Genomic DNA, 23,031 nt, shown 5'->3' with positions numbered 1-23,031 from the left:
TTTTTATCTGGCTCATGAAACTGATATAAAACATCAAAATTAGTGACATTTTAATGTTTACTTACTGCTTCTATCAGTCAGTACAGCAGTAAAACCTTCAAAGGTATTAACGGTCAAGATGACCGTATTCTAAATCTTTATACTTGCATTTAGATTGATCAGACTCAACAAATATACCACATTTTTTGCCCTTAAAGATTCTCAGAATTAATAGTATATCTTTATAAATAATCAGACTTAGAGCAAGTTTTTGATTACAGAAAAGACTTGTCAACTACTACTAAATTAGAACCGTACTATTGAGTTTGATATTTAAACTGTGGCCTAAATTCATAAAATCTTTATCTGTACCCAGCCTATTGGCTGGGGTAGTTTATGGTTAGCTAACATACCGCTGACATTTAAGCTTTCTCTGTATGTTTTCAGTTGATGAAGTTGTCCCCATCTTCTAGTAACTTAAACCAACCATTATGCTAGCAGAATTTGTTGTTGTGATCACAAATAATTATTATTTAACCTCCTTAAAGCTATCCACCTTGGGTCTGTATGACATCACCCATTAAAGTGATGGGTGTAGTCGGCAAATCTTTCTAGATAATGTTACGATAGCCGTTATCATAATTACGATACCCGTTTCTATCTCTATCGGTACAATGTACCGTGATTAAAACAGGTAATCATCTACCCAGGCTGACTTCCTTCACTCATTTTTTAGTTTTTTTATGAATGCAAAAGTATTATATTATACTCCTGAGCACTTGGATATTAATAAGTTTCAACGTGCCAGCGACCTTCTTTCTTCAATTTCTTCTGATAGTCACCCCAATCAATATCAAACTGACCAGTAACAGCAGACATTCCTTCATCAATGCCATCTTCCATACCTTTGAGACCACAGATGTAGGTGTGAGCATTTGGTTTTTGAATTAATTGCCACAACTCTTCAGCATTTTCTTGAATTCTATGCTGAATATACATTTTACCACCATCTTTATTCTTTTGTTCCCGACTAATAGCATAAGTTAGGCGGAAATTGTCAGGGAATTCACGTTGCAGCTCTTCAAGCTCTTCTTTGTAAAGAATATTGGGAGTGTAGGGACAACCAAAAAATAGCCAAGCTAAACCTTTAAACTGATAATCAGGATTTTGTTCCCTTTCCTTAAACATCCGCCATAGGAAAGCGCGGTAAGGAGCAATTCCTGTACCAGTAGCAATCATAATAATAGTTGCATCTTCATCATCAGGTAGCAACATTTCTTTACCAACAGGCCCAGTAATAGCTACATCAGCGCCTTCTTCCATACCACATAAATAAGAAGAACATACACCATATATTCTCTCACCTGTTTCTGGGTGATTATATTCTAGACGCCGTACACATAAAGACACAGTTTGGTCATTAAGATGATCGCCATGACGAGTAGAAGCGATGGAGTAAAGCCTTAACTTGTGAGCTTTACCTTTAGCATCTTTTCCTGGTGGAATGATACCAATACTTTGACCTTCTAGATAGTGCAGATCGCTACCAGAAAGGTCAAATACTAGGTGACGAACAGTTCCTTCCCCACCCTCGTTGACTAACTCAGCAGTTGAAAGGCATTTACCGATGAAAGGATTTTTTGGACGATAGGTGTTTACAGGAACACTCTTCTTCTCAGAACGACGAGGTTTCGCTTCAGTCATAGGTTTAGTTTTTTGTTTTGTCTTAGTTTTTTGACTATTAGCTTCAGAGTGTTCGTTCAAAGTTTTAATGCTGAGAATTTTTCCCCCCATCCCTGTAATTCGTCGCATTTCTTGATTCATACGACTATAAGGTACTGTAATATAGACAGTTCCACTTCTACGAATAGGGTTATTTAATTCGCCAGCAGTTTGACTCTGACGTAGACCTTCTACTTCATAGACAAAAGTACGATTACTATATTCTGTGTTAGTTTTTACGCCCAATCTCATATCAGTTTTCATTATTTGCTTTTCCATCATATCAAATATATTGCCAAGAGATGATGAAGTTTGTAATTAAGTGTTTTTTAAGATACTATGAAGTAATGGCCAGCACTTTTGAACTTTAAATTTTATAGGTTTAACGCTGAAAATTTTGTTTTCCTAATTTTATGATCTGATTAAAATATCTCCCATAGGACAAAACTATTGGGATAAGTCAAACCGATCATTTTTCAGTTTTTTCAATTGCTATACAGTTGTTCGAGTTTTTTTAACATAAATGTAATAGTATCCTACTATGATTTTTTACACGAAGTGCAATTTGATTTGTCATTATTGACTTTTCTGTTTGTTTGGTGAATACAAACTTTTCACCGACAAGAATTTTACTTTTGTTAACAATTATAGTTCTTTTAAATAAGAATGAGACACTATTTGGCACAATAATTACGAATAATTTAATCAATAGATGTATTGATGGGTGAATACATTCTAGCACTTTTTAATGCACTAAAATCATGTTCTATGTCATTTAATTCAGGAGAGTATTTTGGCAAAAATAGTCATTTATGACTCCCTGCTTATACTAATTCTTTAATAACCTTTTTTCTATAAATTGGTGAATTATCCATAATTAGTACACTAGGAATTTTTAATGATAGTAATAAATGTTGCTCTAACCATTTTTCAAATACCACGGTATTTAGGGTTAGTTTAAATATAATTGGTGCTATTAAATCTTTTTCATTTTTTCTTCTCACCGCTACTATATTTTCTCTTTTACCTCGTTTTATATATTGCTATCCATAAAATTTTTTCCCTTTTTTTGACCATGCATAAATACAGTCTTGATAATCTTCAAGCCCTGAATTTCCAATAAATACAAGGCTTTTGCTTACAATTTTTTTTGATAAAATTTCGTAGTTTCTAATAATATTTTATTCTTTCTTATATATTTATTTTTATATAATGAATTTATTTTTTTTCAAGGATATTTTATGCTTTTATAAGCATAAAATATAGCTGTAGGATTAACTCCAAAAATTTTATCTCTGTCCGCTAATTTAAACTATGGATTTAGTTTTACATCTTTTTATAATTCTTGTCAATCTAATTTTATTTGACGACTTTTTACCTTAGTCGCTGACAATTTTGGGCGATATAACCATCTATATATCGAAGCTATTCTTATCCCAAATACATGAGATGCTTCGGTAAGCATACCACGATTTTCTACAAAATTTATGACTTTTTGTCTGAAGTCTAAACTGTAAGGAATAGTGAAAAATAGTTTCTAGTTGACTGAAAATTATTCTACTCAATTTTTGTCTCAATCTTAATTAAAACAACTATAAGTATCTTTTGCTGGTATTTTTGACTCTTGGCAAAAAAAAATTCTTTTGTCTAACTTCCAGAGCTACTCGCCATTGATTTATTCTTGAAGTAATAAAATCAAATATAACGACTTTACATAACATATAAAGCCCAGAGTAGTCATCATTTCTCATGGTTTTTCTAACTTAACAGTTGATCAAAAGTCAATGTAGACTTTGTCACTAATGTGTTGCAAATAATCAGTTATCAAGACCCCAACTTCATCTAAAAAGTACTGAATTTCCCAATTATGATTTAAAAGGCTCAATAGTAATCTGAAAACTCATAACTAATATCTATATTCTTATGTATCTTTAATTGATTTTTTCGTCAAAAATTAAGGATTATTTGGCCTCTTTGACATAAGACAAAAAAAAAACACCTTCTGACTGCCATTCATATTTCTACAGAATATATTTTAGATAAAGCTTTTATTTTCTTTGATCCTTGTAGGGAAGATCCTATCTATTCTGATATGATGTTTTACAAAAGTTAGTAATAAAAACTTAGAGTGAATAGCTTCAAGGTCTGTCCAAGACTCCAAAGATAGGAGATTGTTTCAGAATTTTACCCTGTAGCAAAGTCACCCTCTTGACTGAAGTCGTTTGATGTAGAGCAAATTTATTGGACTTATCTATTAATAAAGCTTACTTCCCTAGGAAGTCTTAATTCTCTCATCATGGAGATCTAGTTGAAAAAGTGGCTGAAATTGATTTTCAAACTATAAATATAGTTTTGCTTAAAGGTAACAATACTTTATATCGGCTCCAGAAATACTGAGGAATTTGTCCTGGACTAACTAATAAGCCTAGACTCATCCAGAAAGAAACCATTGAATATGTCAGTAAACTTTGTTTTGTCTTAAAGGGAAATTATTGTGAAAAAACCAGATAAAGTAGTCTTAATTGGAGTTGCCGGAGATTCTGGATGCGGAAAATCTACTTTTTTGCGCCGAATTACAGATGTATTTGGACCAGAATTCGTTACAGTTATCTGCCTGGACGATTATCATAGTCTAGACCGTAAGCAACGTAAGGAAACAGGAATTACTGCCCTGGATCCAAGAGCTAATAATTTTGACCTCATGTACGAGCAAATTAAAGCTCTTAAAAATCTTGAGTCCATCGATAAGCCAATTTATAACCACGAAACTGGCATGATTGACCCACCAGAAAAAATTCATCCTAATCATATTATAGTAATTGAGGGCCTTCATCCTCTCTATGATGAGCGTGTACGAGAGCTCATTGATTTTAGTGTCTATCTAGATATTGGTGATGAAGTTAAAATTGCTTGGAAAATCAAGCGCGATCTAGCAGAAAGAGGCCACCGTTACGAAGATGTTCTAGCTTCTATTAATGCCCGTCGTCCCGACTTTGAATCCTATATTGATCCACAAAAAGTTCATGCAGATGTGGTCATTCAAGTTTTGCCCACTAAGCTGATTCCTAATGACCAGGAACATAAGGTTCTACGGGTACGCTTGATTCAACGTGAAGGAGTCAAAAATTTCGATCCAGTTTATCTGTTTGATGAAGGATCTACTATTAACTGGATTCCTTGTGGACGAAAACTTACTTGCTCTTATCCTGGAATTAAGATGTTCTATGGGCCAGACTCCTATGATGGCAATGAAGTTTCTATATTAGAAGTAGATGGTAACTTTGATAACCTCGAAGAGATGATCTACGTTGAAGGACATCTCAGCAATACTTCTACTAAATACTATGGTGAAATGACTCATGCAATGATGAAACATCAAGACTATCCAGGTTCTAATAATGGTAGTGGGCTATTCCAAGTTTTAGTTGGTCTGAAAATGCGTGCAACTTATGAAAGCTTGACTGCTACAACTTTAGATGAAAAGGTAGTAGCAGCAGTTTCCTAAATATCTTGGAGTAAATTTTTGATTTCTTGGCTCTAGATCGGATATCTAGTATCAGTTACCGAAGAATTGGGTTTAAAGCTTCCCCCATAAGCCGGCGACTTTTTAGTTATTTTTTTTGAATAAATATGTTATAATATACTTAATTAGTCGCGGGCGGGCAGTCTGAAATAAAAAAAAAGACGTGGAAGTAAGGGTAAGATTAGTATCAAGTCTTGCTGCATGAGTTTAATTGCAGCATTCTGTAAAACTTCAACCCGCCCTTGAGCTTCGGTTACATATAATTATGATAAAGCTCACACCCTCCGTTCCAACTGGGGAAGATATCAAAAGTATTACAAAGTCTAACAATGAGGTTTTAATCTATTGTGAATTTCATAAACGCGAGTGGTTAATTTTACCTCGCGTTTTTTTGATCTATCAACAGAAGTTTGGGAAGCAAGATACCTGACTTTTTTTTCATATCTTACTTTTTACCTTTGACTTCAACTTAGTCATTTCATTTATTAGTTATCAGTATCAACCTTGCTTAGTTACTAGATGATATATGTATAGGTTTTCATTATTCTTTTAATTGAATTTACCCTCTAATAAAAAAATTTTACCTGGATAGAATAAACCAAATGATATTTTTTGCAATTACTTGACATTGGTATAAATTTTCTAAACCTTAAGTAGAGATGAGTTTCATATATTATACCTAACACCTCAAATATACAGCAATTGCTAAATCTTTGTCAACTACTTATTATTTATTGAGGTACAAATTTGAGATACTGTCTCGAACTCTAATTCTTACCCCTAGGAATTTTGAGATTTTTATGACTAAAAAAATTAATCAGCACTTTCTCTAATAAGGTTTTTTCTGTGAACTGGTAAATTATCCATAATTAGTACACTAGGAATTGTTAATGGTAGTAATAAATGTTGCTCTAACCATTTTTCAAATACCACGGTATTTAGGGATCATTTAAATCTAATTAGTGCTATTAAATCTTTTTCCTTTTTTCTTCTCCCGGCTACTAAATTTTCTCTCTTACCTCGTTTTTCCTCTTGCTCGCCATAAACTTTTTTCCCTTTTTTTGACCAGGTATAAATACAGTCTTGATTATCTTCAAATCCTGATTTATTTATAAATACAAAGCTTTTACTTCTAGATTTTTTGATAAAATTTAGAGGGAAAGCTGATAATATTTTATCCTTTCTCATCTATTTATTTCCCGATAACGAAGTTGTTTTTTTCAAGGAAATTTAATTCTTTTCAAAGCATAAAATATAGCTGGTTGATTAACTCCAATTTTTTTAGCTCTGTCTGCCAATTTAAACTCTGGATTTGGTTTAACATCTTTTTCTAATTCTTTCCAATCTAATTTTCTTCGACAACATTTTACCTTAGTTGCTGACAATTTTGGGCGAGATAACCATCTATATATCGAAGCTCCTCCTATTCCAAATAAATGAGCTACTACAGTAATCTTACCACCATTTTATACAAAATTTATGACTTTTTGTCTGAAGTCTAAACTGTAAGGTATGATGAAAAATAGTTTCTAGTTGACTTAAAATTATTCTACTCAATTTTTGTCTCAATCTTAATTCAAACAACTATAAGTTTTGACTTACCAGTAGGCCTATGACCTTTTGTCTGCCCCCTCCAATGAAATAAAAAGGGCATATATTACCAATAGTTTTTGAATATTTGTCATATGTCAAGTTATTATGAGATTTTTGGCCCGAAAAACTAGAAATTTCTGTGGAAATATTACAAACTATTAAGGAAATAATGAGAAAGTGAACAAAATGCCTCAAAATACTTGCTGAAGGTAGTTATGTAAGAAAGTATTTTTCCTTCTTACTAGCTAACTCATTTTTAAGATCTAGGCCATAAATTCCATGTTTTCCTGTAAAGGAACCGAGGAATAAAAGCTATAATGTTTTAGAAAAACACAGAGGGACGGCATTACCTCTGTATAAACAATGATTCAAATACATTGAGTCGAAGAACTCCATGTTGCCTGACTATGGACAACGTTAGGAGTATGTCAAGCAACCTTTTACCTTAACTTTATAGGAAGAGAGCATGAGTATTGTTACTAAATCAATTGTTAATGCAGATGCCGAGGCTCGTTATTTGAGTCCCGGTGAATTAGAGAGAATCAAAGACTTTGTCAAGGCTGGAGAAACCCGTGTTAGGATTGCTCAAGTTATGACTGAATCTCGTGAGAAAATTATTAAGGAAGCTGGTCAACAACTATTCCAAAAGCGTCCGGATGTTGTCTCTCCTGGTGGTAATGCCTACGGTGAAGAGATGACTGCTACTTGTTTACGGGATCTTGATTATTATTTGCGTTTAATTTCTTACGGTATTGTCTCTGGTGATGTTACTCCTATTGAAGAGATCGGACTTGTAGGCGTTCGTGAAATGTATAAGTCTTTAGGAACTCCTATTGAAGCTGTTGCTGAAGGTGTTCGTTGCATGAAAACTGTCACTTGTTCACTTTTAGATTATGAAGCAGGTAGCGAAGCTGCTACTTACTTTGACTATGTTATCGGTGCTATGAGTTAAGGCTAAATATCTTTATAGATGTTAGATAAAAATAGATGTTAGATAAAATTTGATGATCAAGGAATATTTGAACAATTTAAAACTTCCTGAAATATCAAGTTTAAGTCTATGATTAAACATCTAAATTCATGGCCTTTAATTATTTAATAATTTTCCAGATTCAGTAATTTTAAGGAAATCAATCAACAATGCAAGACGCAATTACCGCGGTTATCAATTCTTCTGACGTTCAAGGTAAATACCTTGATAATGATGCTCTAGGTAGACTTTCTAGCTACTTTCAAACAGGCCAATTAAGGGTTCGAGCTGCAACTACTATTAGCGCTAATGCTGCAGGTATAGTTAAGGACGCTGTAGCCAAAGCTCTACTTTACTCTGATATTACTCGTCCTGGTGGTAATATGTATACTACCCGTCGTTATGCTGCTTGCATTCGTGACTTGGATTATTATCTACGTTATGCTACTTATGCTATGCTGGCAGGAGACCCCTCTATTTTAGACGAGCGCGTATTAAATGGTCTAAAAGAAACTTATAATTCTCTGGGTGTACCCATTGGTGCTACAGTGCAGGCTATTCAAGCTATGAAGGAAGTTACTGCTAGTTTAGTTGGTCCTGATGCTGGCAGGGAAATGGGTGTTTACTTTGACTATATATGCTCAGGTTTAAGCTAATTTAGCAACCAGTCATCAAAATAGAAAATAGAAAAAAGAGTTGATTTTCTTTTTTGTTCTAATTGATTTTTTATTTCTAGGCTAGGGAAACCTAGATTGAGTGTTAGATTACCAAAGGCTTATTGAATGAACATATAAGTTTTAGTACACTAGCATTTATTCTATGGCTCCCTGCCTTGGATATTGTTAGACTTGAGTTTGAGGTTATTTAGTAACGTTAGTGGATTTTTTACTAGAGTTATGGTGTTTGGTGCTAGTAATCTGGTAGATTAAAAGTTTACATAAATATAGTCAAATATAGTCAAATAATGTTAAATATCTTCGTTTATTTGTACAAAGGATATACTCAATATTCTACAAGATTTAATATCTCTAGAATTTATGTTTAATAGTATAGTTAAATTGGCTGATACTTAAATAATAAATAATTATAAAAATTTTTAAGTGCTTGGCTCCTTTAGTAATTTTAACATCTTGATTTATCAGATTAGTTGAAAGACTTATGATTCATAAAAATCATCTGTTTTTGGCTTAAATTGATTGACTTAGTTTCTTGATATATAAATCTCTATGTGGCTAGACTAATTATTTAGTTCGTCAGTCATAGATATTTGAAAATACTTATAGTCACTATTATGATCTACAAAAAACACTGCAATCTCAAGGAGACTATCAAGCAATTAAGCAATGCTAGTTAAAGTATCTCAACTTTTATTGATGATTTTAGAGAGAAACTCCGAAGAGTTTTTTAGCAACGAATGAATTTTTTAAAGAGAAACAGTCAAGGTTTTTAGATATTAAAATAAAAAAACTAGAAGCAATGTTCGATATTTGACGATACAAGCCACCAGCTAGAGGCAATTTAAGCAAGGAATAATTCATATGATCCAAACTGGGATTTATTTAAAAATCTTAGTACCCACTTCATATTCCTAACAAGTTCCTCTCGTTCCTAGACTTAACTATAAAGTCAATTAAAGTTATTTATGAAGCTACTTAAAAACAATAGGAGCTAAAGAAAAATCGTTGCCACAGTATTGGTTTCGGATTAAACAATTTAGCTATATTTTTATGGGCTCTAGAGCTGAAATTTTTAATCAAGCCGGAATTAAACCGCTCTTGATAAATGGTAGACTATTAAAATTTATCAATCAATACTATAATAAATTTAAAAGCTTCCTAAAATCTTAACTCTAGAAACATTAATTAAGCTTAGGACTGAAAAGGCTGATATTAAAAAAAGAATTCATTCATATATGATTATTTCAGTAAAGCATATATGAATGATTATTGATATCCTGATTAATCAGATATAGAGTAACTTTGATAAGAGGCCAAGATGAAGACGAGAAGCAAAAGGTAAACTTAGGGAAAAGAAATATTTCATATTTTGTCTGTATCCCTTATAATTAAGTTAATTAAATTTAATCTTATAAAGCCGTATTGGGTAGAGATAAATGTAATAGTTATTGTAGAATATTATGCCTATACCTCATACCTCAAAAGCAAGTTTTATAGATAACGATTTTCTTCGGTTTTCATTTGAAAAGCACAAAAAATCAAGGCACTTTTTTTTTAGGGAAAAATTGTAAAAAGAGGAATGCATAAAGTATCGACAGTAAAGGATTAATCAAATAGTAATGTGAAAAATTATTGAACATTATGAGAAAAGCAGCTTCCTGATGTCTCTGAGCATGGGATAATAGTTGTTGTAGTTCACACAGTCAAGAAAATACCTGTCATGCAGGATATTCTGTCTTGTGTAACTATATTTTTATAAACTATATATTTAAGAGCTTCTAAGCGCATTTGTAACAAAGAAATCAGTGTAAGGAAATAAGAAAACCTTGACCAAATATTAGGAGAAATTTTTACCATGAGAATGTTTAAGATCACAGCTTGCGTTCCTAGTCAAACTCGGATCCGTACCCAACGAGAACTACAAAATACCTACTTTACCAAGCTTGTTCCTTATGATAACTGGTTCAAAGAACAGCAAAGAATTATGAAAATGGGTGGAAAAATTGTCAAGGTAGAGTTGGCTACTGGTAAACAAGGGGCAAATACTGGGTTACTTTAAATTACCAATAATTGGGTTCAAAGCTTCCCCCTAAAATTTTATAGTAAAATTTTATAGGTCAACCAGTTTTTCCAATAAAACAAATCTTTGAAGATAGCTATAACTTAGTTGACAATTTACTAATCTAAGAGTCTCGAGTGTGCTAGTAATTCATTCGTCATAATTGTGGTAAAATTTGTCAACTCAAGAGAAGCTATTGAAATATTAGGAGTTAATATATGCGCTTTCCCTCAAGTAGGAATAAAGTAGTCACATCATAAATGGTATTAAGGCATATATTTACGATTATTTAACTATAGGAATAGTGGTTGGGGCTATTAAAAAAAACTGGTAATTATTTCATAAATGACCAGTACAAGAGTACAAAGATGGAATCAAGATGATCGCTCAGACCAGTAAATGCTTTACCTAGAACAAAAGTAGTTTGTAAATATTGAAATATCATAAACAAGTGCTGTTTTATATCAGTTATATAAATCAGAACCACCTCTAGATTAAACGTTGCAAAGTGTTGAATTTAAGTGGACTCAAGATTTTGCCCCTGGAAGATAAAACGCCTATAGTTGGGGAATGCAAATGGGTAATCCTATTCTGAGGAGAATCTCCAGGCCTTTAGCTACAAAGAGAATCTGAATTTTCAAAAAGAGACCATGATGGCCTCTTTTTCTATTTAGGGCTTGCTGATGAATTCTCAAGGCATTGACACAAATTATGCTCATGGTCAAATGTTGTTCGTTATATTTTTGGGCAGGTAGAATGCCCGCCCTAATTATATTCATCCCTAAATTTAGCAACACGTAAAAAATATTTACCTCCTTAAATTGGACTATATTAATTTGGAGTTTGCGGTAATATCAAATTTGGTAGTGGGACTTTAGGAAAAAATAGGTTAAAAATAAGGTCAAAATGTTATTAAGAAATGTTTTTCAATTAAATTAGCTGTTTTCTTGATGTATCTAGATTTCATCTAATTTTTAGCCAAGAATGATGTATTCCTTGGTAATAGTTGGTTTTAAGATATTTTCAGTTTCAAAAATCTCAAAGTACTGGTAGTATCGGCATAAAAAAGTATATTCCATTCACTTAAAGTATTAGATGTCCCATCATACTAATATCTACTCTCCCATCTACTCTCTTAGGATTTACACAAAAACCTGATTATGATGGGCAATTTTGGTTGTGCCAAAAAATAATCAGAGCAATAAACCTGGTTCCTTGTTCGGCGTGGGTAATTCCTATACTAAAGGACATTTCTCTGTAATTTCTTTCCTATTTCCTATTATCTAAAGTAACACACAATTTTTCTGATACAGTCTAATGACAATTAGACTAAATAAAATTCAATAAACGATTTAATATCTATGAAATATTCCGCATCTACATCTACTCCAAAATCTGCACAACCCAAAGAAGAGGAACTAGAAAATTCTCTTCCTACTAATGCTGATTATAGTAAAATTGACGTTAGCAAACTGTCAGAAATGATGCAACGTTATGTGGAAGTTAAACAACAATATTCTCATGCTCTTTTACTATTTCGAGTAGGTGACTTTTTTGAGTGTTTTTTTCAGGATGCTGTTACGATCGCGCAAGAATTAGAACTAGTACAAACCACTAAACACGCTGGCAAAGAAATTGGTAGAGTCCCCATGACTGGTGTACCTCATCATGCGGTAGAAAAATATGCTACTTTCTTAGTAGAAAAAGGTTATGCGGTGGTCGTTTGCGATCAAGTAGAAGACTCTGCTATTGCTAAAAAAGAAAACCGTCAAGTCAAGCGTGAAATTACTCGCATCCTTACTCCCGGCACTCTTACCGATGATGGAATGCTGAAAGCACGCTACAATAATTATTTAGCTGCAGTCGTTATTGCCAAAAATTATTGGGGACTTGCTTACACGGATATTTCTACTGGAGAGTTTCTCACGACTCAAACTGAAGGTTTAGACCAGCTAACCCAAGAATTAATGCGTTTGCAACCTTCGGAGGTGCTATTTCCGACTAAAGCACCAGATATAGGTTTTATGTTACGGCCAGGAGAAAGATCGGATCATTTACCGGAATATCTCCCTCATTCTTTTTGCTATTCTCTGCGCCCACAACAACCTTTTAGTTTGGGGGAGGCAAAGGAGCGACTGTTGATGAAATTTCAACTGGCATCCCTCGAAGGTCTCGGTTGCGAACGTCTTCCTTTGGGGGTGCGTGCTGCGGGAGGTTTACTGGAATATCTTGAAGAAACCCAAAAGGAAAATCAAGTTCCTTTACAACGTTTGCGTAGCTATACTTTGGCAGATTTTTTGATTCTCGATCACCAGAGTCGGCGGAATTTAGAAATTACTCAAACGGTGCGGGATGGTAGTTATCAAGGTTCGTTGTTGTCGGTAGTTGACAAGACTAGTACTGCAATGGGTGGGCGTGCTTTAAGACGTTGGTTGCAACAACCACTTCTTAGTTTGAAGGGTATTCGTGCTAGACATGATACTATTGACGAGCTGATACAAAATAATGATCTACGTCAAGATATTCAAAGAGTATTACGTCAAATTTACGATTTAGAGCGTTTAACTGGCCGTACTGGTGCTGGTACGGCAAATGCTAGAGATTTAGTTTTTTTAGCTGACTCTTTAACGAAACTTCCTGAACTTTCTACTTTCGTTTCTCAAGGTAATTCTCCTTATTTAAAGGTGTTGCAAAAAATACCACCAATATTACAAGAATTGGGAAAAAAAATTCATTCCAATTTAGTTGAGTCTCCTTCTCAAAAGTTAAAAGAAGGAGGGTTAATTCGCCCTGGTATAAATGAACGATTAGATGAGATGCGGAAGTTAGCAGAAGAAGACCAAAAATGGATTGCTTCTTTGGAGACAACGGAGAGAGAAAGGACTGGAATTCCTAATTTAAAGGTTGGTTATAATAAGGCTTTTGGTTATTACATTAGTATTTCTAAATCAAAGGCAAATTTGGCTCCGGATGATTATACTCGGAAGCAAACTTTGACGAATGAGGAGCGTTATATTACTGAGGAATTAAAGGAAAGAGAAGTTAGAATTTTAACGGCACAAGATGATTTGAATGAGCTGGAATATGATATTTTTGTTGATTTAAGAAATGAAGTAGGGGAATATGCAGAAGAGATTAGAAATGTTTCCCGCGCTGTGGCAGCTCTTGATATTTTATGTGGTTTGGCAGATGTAGCAATTTATCAAAATTATGTCCGTCCTACTATGGTTGATAGCCGAGAATTGAAAATTATTGAAGGTCGTCATCCGGTGGTAGAAAAATATTTACCTGCTGGGTTTTTTGTACCAAATACTGCTATATTGGGAAGTAAAAATTTAGAGAAAAATAATTCGGGAATTACTCCCTATTCGGCGCCGGATTTAATTATTTTAACTGGTCCTAATGCTAGTGGTAAAAGTTGTTATTTACGGCAGGTAGGATTGATTCAATTAATGGCACAAATTGGCAGTTTTGTTCCGGCAAGCTCTGCTGTTTTAGGGGTGAGCGATCGCATCTTTACTCGTGTGGGAGCTGTGGATGATTTAGCTACTGGTCAATCAACTTTTATGGTGGAGATGAATGAAACGGCAAATATTTTGAATCATGCTACGGAAAAGTCTTTGGTTTTGTTGGATGAAATTGGCAGGGGAACGGCAACTTTTGATGGAATTTCGATTGCTTGGTCAGTGGCAGAATATTTGGCAACGGAAATTTTGTCTCGGACAATTTTTGCTACTCATTACCACGAATTAAATGAACTTTCTTCTATTTTGGATAATGTGGCAAACTATCAGGTAACAGTGAAAGAATTGCCGGATAAAATTGTATTTTTGCATCAAGTACAACCTGGTGGGGCGGATAAGTCTTATGGTATTGAAGCGGGAAGATTAGCTGGTTTACCAGATTCAGTAATTGCAAGAGCAAGACAGGTAATGCAGCAAATTGAAAACCATAGCAAAATAGCTATTGGTTTACGAAAAGGAATTAATAAAAAAGAAGAGGAAGAAATTATAACTGTGGAGCAGTTAGATATTTTTAGTGAAGAATTTGGAGATAGTTTATTATGAAGTTTATCAGTTAATAATTACCAGTTATCAGAGGTAAAAATTAAACAATTAAAAATAACCCAGAGGTAATTTTTTTTGTAAAAAAAAAAGAGAGACTTTAAATATTAAGCTTTGATTTCCTCTCTTTTTTTTGTTTGTAGTTGAGCTTGATCCAAAGCAATACTTATAAGATAGGTACACAAAATTAATTACACATATCTAAAATAATAAAAATAATAGTATAGTATGGTATCAAATGGTATCAAAATCATAAAATAAGAAGCTGTTGGGAGATAAACATCCTGATGTTGCCAGTAGCTTCAATAATTTGGCATCACTTTATGATAATTAAGGAAGGTATAAAGAAGTAGAATCTTTGTATTTGTAAGCATTAGAAATATTTAAGAGGCTGTTGGGAGATGAACATCCTAATACTCAAATAGTTCAGAAAGGTTATCAGATTTTATTGGATAAAAAAGCTGAATCAGAATAGTGTTAGTTATTTAAATGGCTAATTAGTCAAATAATACTACAAGTATATTTTAGTATTATTTAATAGAGGAGATTTGCTCCCTTACGGGAGGATATGATATTTTTCGGCGCATATAATAGGGATCTTGTGCGAGCCTAACTTAGAAGTCTATTAAGCCATAACAAAGCAGGCCTATCAATAATAGGACTTAGATTTTTAAATATTTTAGGACATCAAATAGGTATCGGGTCTAGTTGCGATCGCAAATTCTCCCAAAAAGCAGGGGGCATTGGGGCCAAAAACAACTTTATTAGGGGTAAAAGAGTCTTTATTGGGATATGCTCTAGAATCTTTTCTCCAAAACTTGCTATCATAACCTCTACTTGTTGGGCTATTTCCTCTATATTTTCCCCTTTCTCTATTCATGGAAGTTTGGAATCTACTCCTCAATAAACCATTTAACTTCCTCAGGTAACTCAGAGAAAGCCTCTTTTTGGGAATGTTAGTTTTGTTTATACTCTCTACAAACAAAACTAACATTTTTTTGATTTGCTTATATCCCCCTTCTGTTATCGCTTGTGAGATTTGATATCATCTACTCCGAGTTACCCCTACAATATTAGCTATTGACTCTTGAGCAGAATTTTCTCCTTTAAGTTGAGAACTGTTAATGAAGATATGATCAAATTAAATTTAATGCCCACAGCAAAAGCAACAATTACAGAAATCAGACCCTAGCACCATCCCAGAAACTAAAAGCTTCTTTAACAGCCTGAACGGGGTGGACATTTTGACGATCTACAAGGTTCATTGCATGCTCTTCTAGCCGTCGGATGCCTATTATATCTTTGCGCTCAAACTGGTCACGAAGTTGGTCTTTCTTACATTGATAAGACTTACAAAGCTGTTTTGCAGTTCGCCCAAACATTAGCTTATTAAGAGTATCCGAAGCATTTGAATATATCCAGGTTTTATCGTTATTTGATAGTTGTGGATTATTTTCAATGTAGTCTTTTATTGAATCAGTGAAGGTACGTCGCATATATTTCCCATCTTGACGCTCTTTGAGCCATTGTTGATTCTCATCTTTCTCAAACTTTTGCCTAAAAGCCTCAGATAACACCTGCTTAAAAGATAAACCAATTAACTCATCTCTTAAATCTTGCGCAGGTTTATGTCCCTTTCTGTCTAACTTGATTAATAGCTTTTCAAAATCCAATAACGAGATTATATTAACCGCTCTAGGGTTTAGTTCGGAAATAGTTTTGTCGAATTGGAAACTATTTCCTAGCGAAGCTTTCAGAACTTTTGATGCTTTGTTTTGTCGGATCAAACCAAGAGCGTCTAACTGACTTATGGCTATTGCATAGCTACCATTTGGCAGCATTAAGCCTTCAAATTCGATATGACCAACTTTAACTGTAGTAACTACAGCTTTTTTTGTTTTTTGTAGCATTTATGCTATATTTAAATTATAGAGCCTCAGATAAATTGCCTAGTCAGCTTTAAGTCTCTGAGGATTTACTTGACTTCCTAGAAAAATGTTGGTAGCATTTCTCTAGGTATTTTTATTATACTATATTTTATATTTTTTTGCTTACATAGACTAAGGAGGTTAAATTTATGCAAAATCACTTCAAGTCAAATAGAATAAATTTTATACGAAAAACGTCAGTTAAAATAAAAACCTCCACATCTATTGATTGCAGTAGATTTTAGTTTATTTATTCAAACAAATAAATCTATTTTTTTTATATAGCAATCCTAAATAGGTTGTGACAAATAAAAAAGTAGATAAAAAACTTGAAAATCATGCCTGTTGCCTATTGCCTGTTGTTTGTTTCCTAAAAACAGTAAGGTTTTTTATACATAAATAAAATAGAATTGCTATCAATAAATTCTGTAGTCAATAGTCAATTATTTGGAATTCAAACATTTATTTTCTGAGAGTCTGTACCAAAATTTGAAAGGGAAGTCTCTGAAGTAATAAACTTGAGAGAAAAGGAAGTAGCGCTACTATATCTGATATATATTATACCTAGACTAACCTTGCCGTTTGTCATGCTACGCAAATAAGAATTTTTATGCCTAGAAAATGTGTAACCTTAATTATCCCCCTATCTGAATTTTAAAACTCAGGGTTAGGATAAAGTTTTATCATCCCTTCCCACAACTAAAGACATCTCTTCTTGATTTTGCCAAATATGAGGATTAGCTTTAATTATCTTAGCTGTTGCATTTCCCCCAAAAGAATCAAAAGCCATATATTGAGAACCTTGACCATAGTTAACCTGATGTCCTGTTGCTAACCAGAAATAACCTCCCCTAAGTCTTAATGAATCATACATAACTAACCCTTCTTTACCAAATAAAGTACTAATATATTCAGCATCAGCACCTATACCCATTCCACGCCCGACAAATTTTGTATGAGCTTGTGCTAAGATATTTTTATCAATAGCAGTAATTCTTTGAGAAATAATCATCCAACCAATACCCAGCTTTCGGGTAGTATTGTAAGCGTCTATTATTGTACTGGTTATTTCATCTCCACCTGATTGCGGACACCACCGAGGTCCTTCATCAAGAACAATTAAGCCATTTCGGGTTTTACTAAAAGCTTTATAGTCCTTTTCCGACTTTGATTTTACATAAGCAAATATCTCATACATTACACTGCGCTGTGCTTGCTCCGATAGTTTAGACATATTGAGTAAAATCACCCGCCCTCTATCAAGAAAACCATCAACGAGTTCTGGCAAAGCATACTTTCCTTCAAAAAAATGAACGACGTTGGCATTATAAGTTTTGATAAACTCTCTTTTAAGGGGTTGTTGAGTAAGCTCCTGAGCTTGTTCTGTTTTTTCCTTTTGTTTAGCTTTAGTTGAAAAAACGGTCGCTACATTCTCAACAATCATGTTTAAAATTACATCAGGTGTTGCCTTAGTAATATCAACTGTTTTATCAAATAAGCTTTCGGTAATTTTGTCTGTTAAACGCGTAGCATTATCTGGCATCGTATTAAGTTTTTGTCGGATGATAGGCGTTAACATTTGCTTGAAAAAAGTTTTGGAAACTAGACGAATATCTTCTATATTAATTTGTTCGGCTAATCTACCTCCTTTATCCAGCAACTCTAAAAAACTAAACTTAAAATCACCTCTATCATGAGAACCATGTTTAGCAATATCCCCTGCTGTATCAGGAATTAAGCAACCCATTTGCGGATTTTGAACCAATTCACAGGCTATTTTAGCCAAGGCAATAACAGTTTTTCCAGAACCATTTTGACCAAAAACTACACTATGTTTTGCTTCTCCATAACCTCCTTTGTCATAAGCACCAAAGTGTCGAACTGTTATTGACATGGGCATCTCAGGTGCATCAATTAAATTTCCAATTGTCCCTTTATATTGTTTCTCAGGTTGAAAGTCAATAATACTATTTCCTTTTATTTCCCTTAAAGGCGTTCCCGACTGTGGAGGACAAGCAATACTTGTAGGTATCAATTTATCTGCTGTTATACATGAAATAATTTCAACTGTTGCTGTTACTACATCACAATCACCAGAATAATATTGGAGTTTGCCTTGATCGGCGATCGCTTGTTGAAAACCACGATTCTCATGGATAGGGTTAGCCATATCTACTGAGTTGATTCGACATAATACTCTAAGTGTACCTTGGTCTGATGTTTCGATTTTAAATTCGCACATTTTACCAGTTAAGCTCTTTCTGGTTGCCTGAGAACGAATAGTTACATTTAATTTTCCACCTTTATAACTATTGATTGAAGCAATCTCAACAATGTTTGTCATTTTAACCTCTTTTTGATGTTCGATATGCTGAAAATAGTTTAGGATAACGGCGAGTATTTATATCACCATAAAAATTCATTACTGATTGAGTTTGTTTAGCTAATAAATCCGCTAAATACAAAGCCATTGGTTCAAGAATTGAACGAGTCTTAGTTTGCCCTTTTATAACTGCTAATACATCATTTAACTCGCAACGTTCCTTATTATATTCTATCTTCAAAACAGGCGACCAAGGCCAGGGTTTAAAATGCAAAATTTGTAAATTTTTATATGTTCTTTCCACGTCATTTTGCATTGAATTAAAACGGTCTTCAGACTTTAATCCTGGATGACCATAACCAGGCGTTCCTGAGCCATGTGATTTGACAAATACTTGCTCATAAGACAAAGATTTTGTATACTCATTAGCTTGCAAAACTGTGCCTAAAATAAATTTATCAGAGGGGAGAAAAGCAGTATCTTCTATCTCAAAATCTTTAATTACATTCGTTGAGTAGTATTTACTAATCCCTCTTTTCCCAACTGAAATTACCTTATTTAATTTTCTATCTCCAAATACTGTAAACCAATCCGAATCTTCACTTTTAATAGACTCAACAAATAAGTCAGTTAGTAGTTCTGATTCCACAAAATCACGAGATATATCTCCTTCTTTTGGCATTACAGATGCCCATTTGCCCATTTCAAAATTAATACTTGTAAAGCTCCCATCATACAAAACCCAAGTGTCTTGTTCTGTAGCATATTTTAATGCAGCTAATTCAGACCAACATCTTAAGTAATTAGTTGCCCTAGAAAAAGTTTCACTAGATGTACCATAAACAGCTTTATATTTATACACTGGTTTGACATTTTCTGAAGTAGAAGAAACAACTCCTGTAGCTAAAGCCGTTGATATTTCTCCATAGTCACAAAAAGCTGTAGCTGCATCAACTCCTAATACTTCTTCTTCACTAGCTTCACCTTTATATTCGTAAATATGCTTGTTTTGTAAGAGACATTCTCTGATGTTATCTTTATCTTTGCTTTCCTGTATTTTTCTCATTAACTCTTCCATTCTAGGATGGAAGTTATTAATTAAATCCTTCTGTTGAGTAGATTGAAGTCCTTATTTAGTTGTAAAAATACACTAGCACATGATTACTTTAATTTGTTAAATCCTAACAGATTTTTCTTTATTTGATACTAACCATCTACCTATTATTTCTGTAAAATACTTAGGAGACATCTTTACTCGATAACAAGTTCTGTTAGTTGCTTATGCTGCAAATAAAGTAGTACCACTGCCTAAAAACGGATCAATAATAAAATCCCCTGGTTTAGTTAACTTTTCTATCCAAGTTACTAAAAAATCTAAAGGTTTTCTGCCAGGATGACTAGTCTCATTAGTCTCGTCTAATTTAATTACACCAGTAGAAAAACTTTGGTTTCTGACTCCTGTAACTTTGTAAGGAGTAGATTCCTTACAAAATACTAATCCCAATATATGATTACCATAGCCCATTGCTCCCTTGCTCATACCATTTTTTATCCAGTGAGCAATTGTACATCTATAAGGCATCTCAGTTTTTTTGAGGAATCCTGCTAAAGATTCATCCCCTGGTGTGACTAACACTAAATCAGCTTTGTTGATTAACCAGTCATGCTTCCATTTAAAATGGAAATCCCATTCTGCTATTCCACAATTATATGGTGGGTCGGCAAAGGCTAGTTTTGCATAAGGAGGATTCCATGTAGAAGAGTCACAGCAACTTAATTGATGTCTACCAAGTTGCCAAGTTTCTCCTAATTGTACTAACAATGATTCTGATATTTCTATTAAAAAGTTATTAGCGATCGCCTTCTTTATATTAGACTGAGCTTGTTCTTTAAGTATGTCATTTTTATATTGGCAAAGCTTTTTTGGTTTCTTATTCAAAGATTTGTCTTCATTGAACCTCTTTAATACCTGCTGCCTCACTTCTGGAACTTCAGATAGTAAGCAGTAAGCATCATCAATTTTCACCTCTCCCATATATATATAATTATTGAATTCAGGAGCTTCACGTCTGATTTTTTTTACTTGTCGAATTGCTCTTTCAGATGAACCAAACCATTTAGCAATTGCAGATTGAGTTTGCCCTAGAGGTAGTTTAGTATTGGCAGAATTGCCGATATTAGAATGTAAGGTTTCAGTATATCTATTTCCATGAAACTGTCCTCTTTCTAAATCAGCAAAACTAGCAGCAATCCAAGCTTTTTGAGAAGGTGTTAAATGCCTCCGATCCAGATTAAGTTTAACAACTAGAGAGCGTAACCTTTTTTCTTTCAAATCATCTTCAATCCATTCAATTAAAGGTTCAATATTTAATTCTTGACAAGCTTGGTATCGATGTCTTCCATCAATAATTTCATTAGTTAACTTTAAAACTTTAATAGGTACTTGTTGACCGTTACGATGAATACTTTTTTTTAGACTCTCAAATTCCTCTGGAGTCATAGGTGGAAATATTTCTACTAATCTGTGTATTCTAAGCATTTATTTTTGACAGTATTTGTTGCCAATAATTTTTTTATTTATATTATATATTATAATTACAATGATTCTCCATAATAATTATTAAAATGTCTCAATTTTTATCTACAATTATCTAAAATTATGATATTGAAATTATACCACTATTAAGAATTTATATATTTCTAAAAAAAACTCGAAAAAATATTTTCTAAGCCATCTCAAAGAGTAGGTAAAATATCATAAAAATTGACTCCATATAACGTTATTGTAAACTAGAATCGAAAAGAAAAATAGTATTAAATTGGTTGCTTAAATAAGAATTTTAAGTAGATAAAATAGAACTGATTTAATTAACAGTATTAAATCCTTAATCTCTGCAATTAATCAATAAAATTTATGTAGATAAAGCACTAAATACTACATTATTACAACACAACAAATTTTTACAACAATTGCTGAAAAAATACAAAGCATCAGGAACTAAATTGCTGAAAACCTTACCCTCATTTATTACTTTGTTTATTAATAAAATTAGTAATTTATCAGCAATTTTGTCTATTACTGAAAGGTAAATAATTCCAAAACCTCAATATTTTTTCAAGTTTATGGTGTAAAAACTCGTCTTTATTACAAACAGTTGAACTCTTATATTAATCAAAACTTTAGTCATAAATTATGTAACCCTAAAACCATAAATTAATAGAAGGTTATACTCCTATCGTTAGTTAGTTAGTTATATCCTGGTGCAAGCATTCGACATAATAGAATGCAAAAAACAATCAACGTTAAGAACCCAAAAAATCTGCTTTTGTTCTTCTGTTTTTACTCATTGGTTGCCACTATTTGATTTTATCAAAAGTTATAACTGAATAAATTAAATCTAAAAAGACACATCCTATCAAATATTTACTTGTCATTCCTGAATCCATTAACCTAAAAGAACCTGCTCAAATACCCTGGCGTTTAAACAATACAAAATATGAAAGTTTCTATATTTCCAGTTTAAGAGAAGCTGCATTTAGTTACTATGTCAAAATTATTAATAGACATCTCCAAAAATTATCACTTCCCTTACTGTAAATATCTTTTGGGGAGCGATCGCCAGCTCCACCAGATAGTCATTTTTTACGGGCTTTATAGTATTACAGATAGTTACTGTTAATTATTCACCATGTTTATCTGGTTATTTATTTCTTTTTTTTAGAGCAAAACTTATGATTTATAATAATATAAATTCTCCTCTTATTCATCTTACTAAATCATATATTTTAAAATTACTTGTCATAATTAGTCTCTTTCAACCTCAATCTTTCTCGTGCCAATATAAATATTTTTATCAGTCTTATAATCTTTTCTACAAATATTATTTTTTTTATCTTACAAATATTATTTTTTTATCTTTTTTTTGATTCTATTTCTTTACTTATTCTGGCATTTTATGGCTTATTTTTTTTGTTTAGCTTGTTAATTTTTTGACCACATTGATACCCCTTGTCTCTTTGAAGTATTTCTTCTATATCAAACTTTTTTTTGTGTTTTTTTGAATAACTTTATATCACCTTCTCGACCTCTTTTTCCTACTATTACATCTATAATTTCTTCTGCCTTTTCTGTGATTACTATTTGATTTTTAACCCTATAAATTTTTGGCTTTCCTGAATAATACTTTTTCTGT

The 23,031-nt window shown here is 33.0% G+C and carries 11 protein-coding genes and 2 pseudogenes; 5 read left to right on the top strand and 8 right to left on the bottom strand.

What is annotated here, in order from left to right; translation table 11 throughout:
- Positions 1-765: 765 nt before the first annotated feature.
- The gene (petH, locus tag TERY_RS17560; RefSeq protein WP_370495757.1) at positions 766-1,953 is read right to left on the bottom strand and encodes a ferredoxin--NADP reductase; all 1,188 of its coding nucleotides are present in this window, start codon (positions 1,951-1,953) and stop codon (positions 766-768) included.
- 449 nt (positions 1,954-2,402) lie between these two features.
- Positions 2,403-3,223 (bottom strand): annotated as a pseudogene (locus TERY_RS31110) (IS630 transposase-related protein).
- Positions 3,224-4,192: 969 nt separating this feature from the next.
- Here TERY_RS31110 and TERY_RS17550 point away from each other — a divergent pair.
- A complete protein-coding gene (locus TERY_RS17550; RefSeq protein ID WP_044136900.1) occupies positions 4,193-5,206 on the top strand; it encodes a phosphoribulokinase in 1,014 nt (337 codons plus the stop codon).
- Between the two features lie 843 nt (positions 5,207-6,049).
- Here TERY_RS17550 and TERY_RS37350 read toward each other — a convergent pair.
- Positions 6,050-6,678 (bottom strand): annotated as a pseudogene (locus TERY_RS37350) (IS630 transposase-related protein); the annotation flags it as partial.
- A 605-nt stretch (positions 6,679-7,283) separates the two neighbouring features.
- Between TERY_RS37350 and TERY_RS17535 the strand changes: the two are divergent.
- From TERY_RS17535 to mutS, 4 genes are all read left to right on the top strand, one after another.
- Complete coding sequence (locus TERY_RS17535) at positions 7,284-7,769, top strand: allophycocyanin subunit alpha (RefSeq protein ID WP_011613046.1); 486 nt, start codon at positions 7,284-7,286, stop codon at positions 7,767-7,769.
- 188 nt (positions 7,770-7,957) lie between these two features.
- Positions 7,958-8,443 carry an allophycocyanin subunit beta gene (apcB, locus tag TERY_RS17530; protein WP_011613045.1) on the top strand — a complete coding sequence of 162 codons (486 nt, stop codon included), beginning with the start codon at positions 7,958-7,960 and terminating at the stop codon, positions 8,441-8,443.
- 1,876 nt (positions 8,444-10,319) lie between these two features.
- The gene (locus TERY_RS17525; RefSeq protein WP_011613044.1) at positions 10,320-10,523 is read left to right on the top strand and encodes a phycobilisome linker polypeptide; all 204 of its coding nucleotides are present in this window, start codon (positions 10,320-10,322) and stop codon (positions 10,521-10,523) included.
- 1,361 nt (positions 10,524-11,884) lie between these two features.
- Positions 11,885-14,590: a DNA mismatch repair protein MutS gene (mutS, locus tag TERY_RS17515; RefSeq protein ID WP_011613042.1), complete on the top strand. Its 2,706-nt coding sequence runs from the start codon at positions 11,885-11,887 to the stop codon at positions 14,588-14,590.
- A 676-nt stretch (positions 14,591-15,266) separates the two neighbouring features.
- On the opposite strand, the gene TERY_RS33450 is transcribed toward mutS, so the two are convergent.
- From TERY_RS33450 to TERY_RS25650, 5 genes are all read right to left on the bottom strand, one after another.
- Positions 15,267-15,467, bottom strand: a complete 201-nt coding sequence (locus tag TERY_RS33450) for a hypothetical protein (RefSeq protein ID WP_047165189.1) — start codon at positions 15,465-15,467, stop codon at positions 15,267-15,269.
- 301 nt (positions 15,468-15,768) lie between these two features.
- Positions 15,769-16,497 (bottom strand): hypothetical protein, encoded by a 729-nt coding sequence (locus TERY_RS17505; RefSeq protein ID WP_011613040.1) that lies wholly within the window; start codon positions 16,495-16,497, stop codon positions 15,769-15,771.
- 685 nt (positions 16,498-17,182) lie between these two features.
- Positions 17,183-18,859 (bottom strand): zonular occludens toxin domain-containing protein, encoded by a 1,677-nt coding sequence (locus TERY_RS17500; RefSeq protein ID WP_011613039.1) that lies wholly within the window; start codon positions 18,857-18,859, stop codon positions 17,183-17,185.
- 1 nt (position 18,860) lies between these two features.
- Positions 18,861-19,904 carry a hypothetical protein gene (locus tag TERY_RS17495; RefSeq protein ID WP_155994477.1) on the bottom strand — a complete coding sequence of 348 codons (1,044 nt, stop codon included), beginning with the start codon at positions 19,902-19,904 and terminating at the stop codon, positions 18,861-18,863.
- A 213-nt stretch (positions 19,905-20,117) separates the two neighbouring features.
- Entirely contained in the window at positions 20,118-21,377 is a 1,260-nt protein-coding gene (locus TERY_RS25650; protein WP_011613037.1) for a DNA methyltransferase, read from the bottom strand.
- Positions 21,378-23,031 lie beyond the last annotated feature (1,654 nt).

Source organism: Trichodesmium erythraeum IMS101 (assembly GCF_000014265.1).
In the GTDB taxonomy this organism is placed as follows: Bacteria; Cyanobacteriota; Cyanobacteriia; order Cyanobacteriales; family Microcoleaceae; genus Trichodesmium; species Trichodesmium erythraeum.
This window is presented reverse-complemented; position numbering and strand designations above follow the sequence as displayed.